Raw genomic sequence first — 10,957 nt, forward strand, 5'->3', positions numbered from 1 at the left:
CGCCGTTGACCAATGATACGCGGGGAAGCATTTCTATCGCAAAACAGCAACTATAACAATCTTATCATCCCATGAAGCCGGTACGCTATCCAGCGCAGCCGGTCCTTTTTATGGGCAAAAAAATTTGGAGGATTACCATGAAATCAAATATCCGAAACGAAATCAAGGCGCAGATCATCCGCGCCGGGTACACCATGCAGGAAGTCGTTAACCAGTTGCACGATGAATACGGGTGGAGCGATAGCGTATCCAATCTTTCCGGTAAATTGCAGCGGGAATCTCTGCGGTATCGGGAGGCTGTAGAGCTGGCCGATGTGCTGGGATATGACATTATTTGGCAGAAACGGAGGGATTAAGCATGGAAAAAGCACAATATGCGATTATGCGATTCGCAAAGTACAAAGGACCGGAAATCGGTAATATCGAGGCTCATAATGAGCGCACAAAGGAAAAGTACGCCAGTAATCCCGATGTGGATACCAGCCGAAGCAAGTACAACTTCCATCTGGTCAAACCGCCCGGCAAGTACCGGGCCGAGTCAGAGAGGCAAATTGCCGCTGCCGGATGCCGTACCCGGAAAGACAGTATCCGTATGATCGAGACGCTGTTCACAGCCAGCCCGGAGTTCTTTAAGGGAAAGAAACGGGCGGAAATTCGGGCATTTTTCGAGGAAGCTCTGCACTTTCTGGAACAGCATCAGTCCAAAGAGACAATTATATCCGCCGTGGTGCATATGGACGAGAAAACGCCCCATATGCACCTTTGTTTTGTCCCTTTGACGGAGGATGGCAGGCTCAGCGCCAAAGACATCATGGGCAATAAAAAGAAGCTGACCTGGTGGCAGGATGAGTTTTGGAAACACATGGTCAAGAAGTTTCCAGATTTGGAGCGTGGCGAGAGCGCCAGCCTGACCGGGCGCGACCATATCCCGCCCCGCGTATTTAAGGAGATGACCAGACTGACCAAACAGAAAAGCAAACTGGAGGATCTGCTCACTGGAATCAATCCCTTTAACGCCAAAAGCCGGGCGGAGGAAATCTGCAAAATTCTGGATATCTATATTCCCAGCGTGGAGAAGATGGACACACTGCTACGGAAATATGGCGTAGCTTTTACGAAAACAGCATCCGAAAACAAAAAGCTGAAAACGAAAAATGCCGAGCTGGAAGAATCCCTTGCATCGGCGCAGAAGGTCAGCACCCTAAAGCAGATCGAAGACCTCAAGCTGCGGCGCGACTATGACAGTGCTGTGGCGATTCTGGAGCAGATACCGGCAGAAGTATTGGAATTTTACAAACAGCCTCATAGAAAAGAAAGGGAAAATGCCTATGATAGATGAGTGGAGCGGTTTTGCAGACCTGTTGACCAACCTGATTGAGAAATATGCTTCGGAGTTAGATATTGAGAATATGCCCACTCCTTTAGCACCTTGTGATAGGATGGGCAACGCCGAAGTAGATAAAAAAGATTCTGATTCCAAGCAGAAAGCAGTTGAAAGCAAAATTGCTGCATGATATAATTAACGTGATATAAATGTCCAAACAAGAGGGCTGGTCTACTCCCTGTCCTCTTGGAACATAAAAACGGAATCAGATGGGAGCGTGAACAAATGGCGGAAGATAAAATGAGACCAAATCAGGGCCAGGGTGAGATTGTAATTTATCAGGCGGAAGATGGACTTACAAAGGTAGAATGCCGGTTTGTGGACGAAACCGTTTGGCTGACACAGCAGCAGATGGCGGAACTGTTCCATACGTCCAGAAGCAACATTGTGGAGCATATCGGCCACATCTATGAAGAAGGCGAACTGGATGAGACTTCAACCTGTCGGAAATTCCGACAGGTTCGAATGGAGGGCAACCGGCAAGTAACCAGAGAGCTGCCTTTCTATAATCTGGACATGATCATTTCTTTGGGGTACAGAGTAAAATCTTTGATTGCCACCCAGTTTCGCCGGTGGGCCACTGAGCGCCTAAAAGAATATATGATCAAGGGCTTCACGATGGACGATGAGCGCCTAAAAAATTTGGGCGGTGGCAACTATTGGCGCGAACTGCTGGAACGGATTCGGGACATTCGTTCTTCGGAAAAAGTCATGTATCGTCAAGTGTTGGACTTGTACGCCACCAGCGTGGACTATAACCCCAGAAGTGCGGAATCTGTTGCGTTTTTCAAAATGGTGCAGAACAAGCTTCATTATGCAGCGCATGGACATACGGCTGCGGAAGTGATCTATGAGCGGGCCGATGCGGATAAGCCATTTATGGGGCTTACCACCTTTTCCGGCGATTTTCCCACGGCAAAAGATATTGGGATTGCCAAGAATTATCTGACGGAGGAAGAACTGCGGGTTCTGAATCAAATGGTATCCGGTTATTTCGACTTTGCCGAGGTGCAGGCCATTCGTCACCGGCCCATGTATATGAGTGATTATGTGGAGCAGCTGGATAACATTCTTCGGGCGACTGGGGAAGAAGTATTGACCCATGCAGGGAAAATCAGTCATGCACAGGCGATGGAAAAAGCGAAAGCAGAATATAAACGTTATCAAGCACAAACCCTTTCCCCTGTCGAGGAAGAATATCTGAAGACCATCAAACAGTTGGGGAAAACGGCCAAGACGGAAGCGGAAAAGCAGGATGATACTTCTAATCCAAGTTAAAATAGCCAATCCAATTTTTCGATTGGCACCACATGAGGAAGATTAAGATGCAGAAAGAGAAGATAAAAGTTTACACCTATACCAGAGTCTCCACCGCTATGCAGGTGGATGGCTATTCGCTGGATGCACAGAAAGCCAAAATGAAAGCCTACGCAGACTATAACGATTATGAGATCGTCGGTGAATATGAGGACGCGGGAAAGTCTGGAAAATCCATTGAAGGCCGGGCGCAATTCAGCCAGATGATGGAGGACATCAAATCCGGAAAAGATGGCGTGTCCTATGTTCTGGTATTCAAATTGTCCCGCTTCGGCAGAAATGCGGCGGACGTGCTTTCTTCCCTTCAGGTCATGCAGGATTTTGGCGTCAATCTGGTATGTGTGGAGGATGGCATTGATTCTTCCAAAGACGCGGGCAAATTGATGATCTCCGTCCTGTCTGCTGTGGCGGAGATTGAGCGCGAAAATATCCGTGTCCAAACCATGGAGGGCCGTATCCAAAAAGCAAGGGAGGGCCGCTGGAACGGTGGCTTTGCCCCCTATGGGTATCAGCTGGTGGATGGGAAACTGATTATCAACGAGGAAGAAGCGGAGGCGATCCGCGTCATCTATGACCAGTATGTACATACGGATATTGGTGCAAACGGAATCGCTAAATATCTGGAGAACCATGGCATCCGCAAAATCCCCCGGCAGAATGGGAAGAATCCTCTGTTTGACGCACATTTGATTCGCTTGATTTTGAAAAATCCGGTGTACTGCGGGAAAATCGCCTATGGCCGACGCAAGACGGAAAAAGTTCGTGGCACAAGAAACGAATATAAACTGGTGGAGCAGGACAACTATTTGCTTGCAGACGGGCAGCATGAAGCGATTGTTTCAGAAGAAGTCTGGCAAGCGGCGCAGGTGAAGCTGCTGGCACAAGCAAAAAAGTATGAACACGTCAACCGCGGGAAGGACGAGCATGTACATCTTCTTTCCGGCATTGTAAAGTGCCCTGTCTGCGGAGCAGGAATGTATGGGAACAAAAGCATCAAGCACAAAGCGGACGGCACCAAGTATAAGGATTTTTACTACTACGGCTGCAAGCACCGTACCATGATACGCGGGCATAAATGTGACTATAAAAAACAGATTCGGGAAGAACTGCTGGACGATGCTGTAGCAGAAGTCATTGTAAAGCTAGTGAGCAATCCGAAGTTTGCTGCCATGATGCAGGAAAAAATCAACATGAAGGTGGATACTGCCGCCATTGACCAGGAGATTGCAAATTACGAAAAGCAGCTTCGCCAGCACTATTCCATCAAATCAAAGCTGGCAGAAGAAATTGACTCTCTCGACCCGGATGACCGGCACTATGTGCGGCGCAAGGCTGATCTTGATGACCGCCTTTACAGGATGTATGATAAGATTGAAGATACAGAATCGTCGCTGATTGCTGCCAGAGCTAAAAAGCAGGCCATTGAAGCAGAAAAGCTGACCGGCGACAATATCTATAAAGTTCTGATCTATTTTGAGAAACTGTACGGCGTGATGAACGATGTGGAGCGGCGTCAGCTGATCGAGGCGCTGATCTCGGAGATACAGATTTACCCGGAGCGGCAACCTAATGGACAGTGGCTGAAATCCATCAAATTTAAGCTGCCTATCATTGTGGAAGATATGAGCATCAGTTTGGACAATGAAGAACAAGTTGAGACAATAGTGTTGCTACAAAGAGAAACCTTGTAGAAATCCTTAGATTTAGGCACTTTTCCCGCCATGTGGTGTTTGACGCAGAGGGTGATAAATTCCGCAATAAGCGTATTGAGGACTATATCACGGTTTCGGTAGTTATTGATATGGAGTGTGGGAACACAAAAAACTAAATAGTTGACTGAAAAGGACATCGTGCAACCGGTGTCCTTTTCTTTTAGGCGAAACCGCAGATTTTGAAACAGTCTGCGACTTTTTTATGCCCTTATGTTACGCAGTAGGGGCAGAAAAAGCCTTGATACAAGCGGCTTTGCGGGCGCGTTTCTCACGCGGTAAGGGCTTTATCCCTAAACCCTCAAAATCGCTGTTCTACTGCGTAACAAATCCACAGCAAAGGAGTGATGAAGCTATTATCCGGATATGGTGGAATACCGGAAAATCCTGCGGATTTCACCCACCGGCGACAGCTTTGACCCCCATCCGCAAGGAATTTTCCGATATGCTGCTCTCCAAAGCCAGCCTGTGTAAGACGGAACGCAGCCTTGCGGCGGCGCTTCCTTTTCTGCAAAGGGCCGCGTGGTGACAAGCCCCGGATGGAAGGCTGTGGAGCAAGCCTTCCTCTCCACCCTGAAACAGAAACCGGAAAAGGACGATCCGGAACCGGCTGCGCTGCCTTCTATCACCGAAGGGCAGTCCTTTTTTCGCTTTTCTTGTTCAGTAAATTCGGCCTGAAATCACCCTCCGATTAAAATATTTCTTGTGGAAACACTAAGAACCAAAGGAGGAACGATTGATGGAATCAACGATTTATGGATATATACGAGTATCCACCAAAGAACAATGCGAGGAACGCCAGCTCATAGCCCTGCGGGATTTTCATGTGCAGGATGACAAGATCTTCATGGACAAGCTCAGCGGGAAGGATTTTAACCGCCCGCAGTACAAAAGGCTCCTGCGGAAGCTGAAACGGGGCGACATTCTGGTGATTAAGTCCATCGACCGCCTGGGCCGCAACTACGAGGAAATCTTAAACCAGTGGCGGATCATCACAAAGGAAAAACAGGCCGACATCGTGGTGTTAGATATGCCGCTTCTGGATACCCGGCAGACCGGCAGGGATCTGACCGGAACCTTCGTGGCCGATCTGGTTTTGCAGATTCTCTCCTATGTGGCGCAGACCGAGCGGGAGAACATCCGCCAGCGTCAGATGGAGGGCATCGCCGCCGCGAAGCTGCGGGGCGTACAGTTTGGGCGGCCACGAAAACCGGTGCCGGAGGGATTTTTTCATCTGAAAGAACGATGGGAACGAAAAGAAATCAGCTCCCGGCAGGCCGCAAAGGAGCTTCATATCGCCCAGGACACCTTTCTTCGCTGGGTACACGAGCAAAATGCCTGATTTTGTGACAGGAAAAGGTAGACATTTCCTTTCAGACGGTGTATAATAGATCAAAGTTTGTTTTAGCGGTCATTTCATCTTGTACGGCTCATAAATCCGCTGAAACACCCTGTAAAATATGTATAAAGGAACGACCGAAATTCTCTGCTTTTTCGGTCAGGGCAAAACCGGCGAAAGCCGGTGACGCAAAAGCCATGGGCCTTACAGATATATTCTGATGGCAGCCGGTGTGTATTGAAACGATGCAACCGGTGATCTGCCGGTTGTTTCTTTTTTGCGAAGGGAGGTAACTCATTGGAAAGACTACGGAAGAATCCCTTTCGTTTGAAAGCCCGGAGCAGGTGGCTGACTACCTGAAAAATTACCGAGTACGACAAGAAACAGGAGGAAGCTATGAAACATAAAACCAGAACAATGGCAAAGCGATGGCTTGCGGTGGTTCTCTGCCTGTGCATGATCTTCCCTTCTACGGCGATGACGGTTGCTGCTGCGGAAGAACCGGCAGAAGAAACACCGGCCTATACAGGCGGGCTTTGTGAACATCACCTGGAACATACCGAGGACTGCGGGTATGTGGAAGCTGTGGAAGGCAGCCCCTGCCAGCATGAGCATACAGAGGACTGCTATGCGGCAGTTCCCGCAGAGTCCGAGTCCGTGGAACCTGTATGCAGCCATGTCCACGACGAAAGCTGTGGCTATTCGGCCCCCACCGAGGGGACGCCCTGTACCCATGAGCATACGGAAGAATGCTTTGAGTGGGTAACGGAGTGTGTGCATAAACATACGGATGACTGTTATGAAGAAAGCAGCGTATCCGACAGCACCGCTACCTCGTCCGACTCTAAGGAGCGGGAACTGGTCTGCAATCATGAGTGCAGCGAGGAAAGCGGCTGCATCACCCAAAAGAATGTCTGCCAGCACGAACACGACAGCGAGTGCGGATATTCCGAAGGGACAGAAGGAACGCCCTGCACCCATGTCCATGATGAAAGCTGCGGCTATCTGGCTGCGGAAGAACCTGTGCAGGACAGCGGAGAAAATGAGCTTGTTTTAATCTGCCCCCACGCCAATGGGGAGCATGATGACACTTGCGGATATGTGGAGGCTGTGGAGGGCCACCCATGCGAGTATGTCTGCCCAATTTGCAGTGGAATGCAGAATAACCTTATTCAACTGACCGAAGATGATATTGAGATCACCCTGACCAATCCCGTGGGCTATGTAGGCCAGGAATACAATCTGCTGGAAAAAGCAACGGTAACGCCGGAGCAGGACGAGAACGGCAATCCGATCAAGCTCCGCATTACAGACTTGCAGGCCAATCCCGAAGATGCGGAGTATGAATGGAACAGTCCGGTTTTGAAGGTTACTTCAAATGAGAATGTTGCCTTTACCGTGACCTATGAAGCCTATGTGGAACTGGAAAACACGCAAGAAGGACAGGAACCGGAAAAAGTCCTTGCGACCAAACAATTCACCTTCCCGGTTTATGCCTCTGGCGAGATTGGCGACAGGCTGAATGGAGACTACGCCTATATTTCTGACGCTTATCTGGTAAAGGACGAAACGACAGAGTCCAAACTGGCGATCCGCACCGGCACCGCGCCCTGGGATGAGGACGACAGCGCCGGAAACGACAGCGGCCCATTGAACAATACGGTGCGCTCCTTTGACGTAGTGACCTACACGGCGGCTTTCAAAACACAGGTGCGTGATGGCGGCCCCTACACAGCCTATAAAACAGGAACTGTTTATTATGAATTTGTGGTGGAAGGCACCGGGGATGTGGTGCGGTTTGAAACTGAGTCCATGGGCTGGATGACCGCTAAGACCGAAGGAAAATTTGAGACAACAGAAGAAATCCACGATGGAAAGACCTATCAGGTGCTGCGGGGCAGTTTCCTGGCGGAACCGGGTGATGGAAACCCTGCCGCCATTGGAAACAGCTATCAGGAGCTGAACATCGCTCTCCGTGTGCTGGCAATGACGCAGGGTGATACGGTTAAGCCCCAATTCACCTTCTGGCTGGAGGGCAACGATGTGCCGAAGCCGGAGGAAGGTTTGGTGACCGGAAGCAGCCATTCCTGCGCGGAGCATGTCGAGCAGGAATACAAGACCATCGACGCGCCTGATGTGAACGTCACTTCCGCTCCGAGGTTTAATGTGCGAATTGTAAATGGACACCCGGGCGTGAACCAGACAGTAGGAACTTTTGATTTTTCCACGGGAAATGGCTTAGCACAGAATAAAAATGCCGGTACAAAAGAGGGACGGATTCAGGCCTTTGGTGCGGTAATTCAGATTGCTGGCAAAAGCCCTCAGCATGGTCTTCGTGGATGTGAACTGCCTGACGGCTCGCCTATCACATTCGATCTGTCGCTGACAAGCAGTTACCGGACTGATGAAGGCGAAACGATCACACCCGATGATGCATACGCCCCGCTCCTGTGGAGCATAGATGGGAATAGATCGCGGAACAAAAACGGTAACGTGACGCAGACGGATGAGCGAAGCCTCAGTATGGTTGCGGTTCCACGCGTTTACTATACTCCAACAAACGAAGTCGAAGATGGTCAACGATGGGGGTGCTTCGCTGGGGGACAATGGAAAGGAACACAAAACGGAGGAACGATACAGGTAACCATTTCTGATTATAAGGTGGACTTAGAGCATCTGCCTTATAACAATATTATAGACTCTCCTACAACGTACCAATATTACAATCCCAACACGATCGGCGGTTATTGGGATATACAGACCGCCTGTTTTTCCGCCGGAGAAATCTGGGTAGTGCAGCCTTTCTATGACAGTGAAGGGAACTATATTGCAGATAAATATGATTCAGGTACCTTTCAGATTACTTTGGAAGATAAGAATCTGCAAATGACCGGCGAGAATGGAACGCCATTAGACAAGGTTGAGGGTAATACAAATCAGGCGATTCAGACAGATGACCAAGCCACACAGACTTCGTATCTGTCCAAACCTGGTACTATCGGTTTAAGCGTTATCTATATTCCTAATACAGAACAGGCAGATAATGGAACGCTGGCCTTAACAGAAGGTTGTCGCGGTAATGGAAAGGATTGGATTTTAAGAGGCGATTCTTTGGGCCTATATGGGCGCCTCGGTCAGAATGATGCAGAAGGTCAAGCCAGAATTATCGCAGCGGATTACCTACTGAAATTTGATGACTCATTTTTTGAACCAGAAAGAGTAATAACCTATGACAGTAGTAGTACTGTTCTTTATGGTGCAAAACCAGACAAAAATGGCTGGAATCACAATAACCGGCAACCGAACGAAGCGGGCTATGACACAGAGATGATGCAGGCAACCGCGGATGATTTGATTTTCTTTTCCTCTTTGGACGAGCTAAAGGAGCAGGGATACACCTGTGTTGCGGTTCTCTTAGAATCACGTAGATTATTTAGAGAGGGAAATGACAGCACTGGTTTAAGAATCTTAGGAAAATCCAAAGATAACAGTGCTTTAGACGGTAATACATTTATGATTACCCATTCCGGGGTGGCTTGGAACCGCAACGATATAAAGGCGGCAGCGGCAGAATGGTGTAAAAAAGAGGAAGCGGATTTGACGGAGGAAGATTACCTTCTCTATGTGCAAAACGGCTTCCCCAGCCGGGCGGGTAAGACGACTCCTCTTAAATATAACAGTGACTATCCTGCCCCATCGACGAAAATTGATTATGAATCCTCGGATGCTCTGAAAAATTACACCAAATCTCAGTATGACGAGAATGGCTATGTAACGGGTACGGCAGGTGCGAATGCAGGCGACTCTTGCCTCGTGGTAGACTACGCCACCCAGATCACCAAAAGCCCCAACCAGCCCGGCACCGGGGAAGGTGGAAAAAAACTGACCTACGATATGGACACCAGCCAGCGGGAGGTGGACTATGTCCTCTACCCCACAGCGATCCGCTCACAGGGCGAATCCACTACCGAAGGGACAAGCACGACTACAACCGTCTACATCGAGGACACCCTGCCTGCGGGATTGGAGTACATTCTGAACTCTGCCTTCTATGGTGGCACCTACACCTCCAACGGCGGCGGAAAGGCTGGAACCGTCACCGGCGGAACGAAGCTGCTTCCTGAGATCAAGAACAATGACGATGGCACCACCACGCTCCTCTTTACGCTGGAGAATGTCACGATCACGGCGGATGAAGTGACCCAGCTTGAACCGATTTACTATTCCTGCACCATTGGTACGCCCGGCAATGAGGAAACCGACGTGGTAAACCAGCAGCAGCTTCTAAACTCGGTCAAAATCTGGAGCGATGATGAACAGATCCGGGATTTTGTCGCCACCAACGGCAACTATGCCGAGAAGAGTATCATCATCAGCAAGAACCGTGGCGTGAGCTTCTCCAAGACCTCCGACCAGAAGATCGTGGAGGTTGGGGAAGAAATGGGCTTTACCATCCACCACGGCAACAATTCCAGCAATTCCATGGATGTGGTGGACATTGACTTCCTGCCCCATAACGAGGACGGCAGAGGGACGCAGATCACCGGGCAGGTGGTGGTATCGGAGCTGACTGTCCAGAGCAAGGAACTTATCAGCGGTTTCAAGCTGTACTATACCACCGACACCAGTAAGCGGAATACAACGGCCGGGGATTACGAAGCCACCGATTTCACAGAGGCAAATGGCTGGACGGAGATGAAGATAGACCCGGATACCGGAGCGGTGGAGCTGCCCGATGTGACCCATGTGATCGTGGCGGTGGCCGCCGTGGGAAAATTGACACCGAACAGCACTCTGAAAATGCACATCACCTTCGATGTGCCGGACGGCAAGCCGGGCGAGTTTTTGGTAAACAGCTTCGGCAGCGGCGATATGGAGAGCAACGCCCGAACCTACATTGTCAACCGCCTGCTGGAAGGCGTGGTATGGCTGGATGCCGACAAGGACGGCCTGCGGGAATCCGGGGAAACCTTAATGGATGGCGTAAAAGTCACCCTGTTGCAGAAAGGCGGGGATGGAACCTATGCTCCGTACCTGCTCAATGGGAAGACCGTTTCGGTGGAAACCGGCAAGCAGATCAACGTACTGACGGGAGAAACCAGCGATAACACCAGAGGCACCGGCGCTTACGGGTTCCACCATCTGCCCAAGGGCGATTTTGCCGTTCAGTTTGAGAGCGGTGAAACGGTGAAGCTCGGCGATTACACG

At 49.9% G+C, this 10,957-nt stretch carries 7 protein-coding genes, 1 pseudogene and 1 riboswitch; all 8 genes and pseudogenes read left to right on the plus strand.

From position 1 onward, the window contains the following. Positions 1-137 precede the first annotated feature (137 nt). Positions 138-356, plus strand: coding sequence for an LLM class flavin-dependent oxidoreductase (locus H6B10_RS09190; protein WP_204651330.1), 219 nt, complete (start codon positions 138-140; stop codon positions 354-356). A 2-nt stretch (positions 357-358) separates the two neighbouring features. Continuing rightward, on the plus strand, positions 359-1,339 hold the full coding sequence (gene mobV, locus H6B10_RS09195) for a MobV family relaxase (RefSeq protein ID WP_204651331.1): 981 nt from the start codon (positions 359-361) through the stop codon (positions 1,337-1,339). Continuing rightward, a complete protein-coding gene (locus H6B10_RS09200; protein WP_204651332.1) occupies positions 1,329-1,514 on the plus strand; it encodes a hypothetical protein in 186 nt (61 codons plus the stop codon). The genes mobV and H6B10_RS09200 overlap by 11 nt, the downstream gene beginning before the upstream one ends. Before the next feature lie 95 nt (positions 1,515-1,609). Further along, positions 1,610-2,662, plus strand: coding sequence for a virulence RhuM family protein (locus H6B10_RS09205; protein ID WP_243413579.1), 1,053 nt, complete (start codon positions 1,610-1,612; stop codon positions 2,660-2,662). Between the two features lie 47 nt (positions 2,663-2,709). After that, positions 2,710-4,392 (plus strand): recombinase family protein, encoded by a 1,683-nt coding sequence (locus H6B10_RS09210; protein ID WP_204651333.1) that lies wholly within the window; start codon positions 2,710-2,712, stop codon positions 4,390-4,392. Positions 4,393-4,651: 259 nt separating this feature from the next. Next, positions 4,652-4,939, plus strand: a complete 288-nt coding sequence (locus H6B10_RS09215) for a hypothetical protein (protein WP_204651334.1) — start codon at positions 4,652-4,654, stop codon at positions 4,937-4,939. A 210-nt stretch (positions 4,940-5,149) separates the two neighbouring features. Continuing rightward, positions 5,150-5,752: a recombinase family protein gene (locus tag H6B10_RS09220; protein WP_204651335.1), complete on the plus strand. Its 603-nt coding sequence runs from the start codon at positions 5,150-5,152 to the stop codon at positions 5,750-5,752. 150 nt (positions 5,753-5,902) lie between these two features. After that, positions 5,903-5,989, plus strand: a riboswitch (cyclic di-GMP riboswitch). Between the two features lie 156 nt (positions 5,990-6,145). Continuing rightward, a pseudogene (locus H6B10_RS09225) lies at positions 6,146-10,957 on the plus strand (hypothetical protein); the annotation flags it as partial.

Origin of the sequence: Gemmiger formicilis (genome assembly GCF_016901605.1) — a bacterium.
GTDB classification, from domain to species: Bacteria; Bacillota; Clostridia; order Oscillospirales; family Ruminococcaceae; genus Gemmiger; species Gemmiger formicilis_B.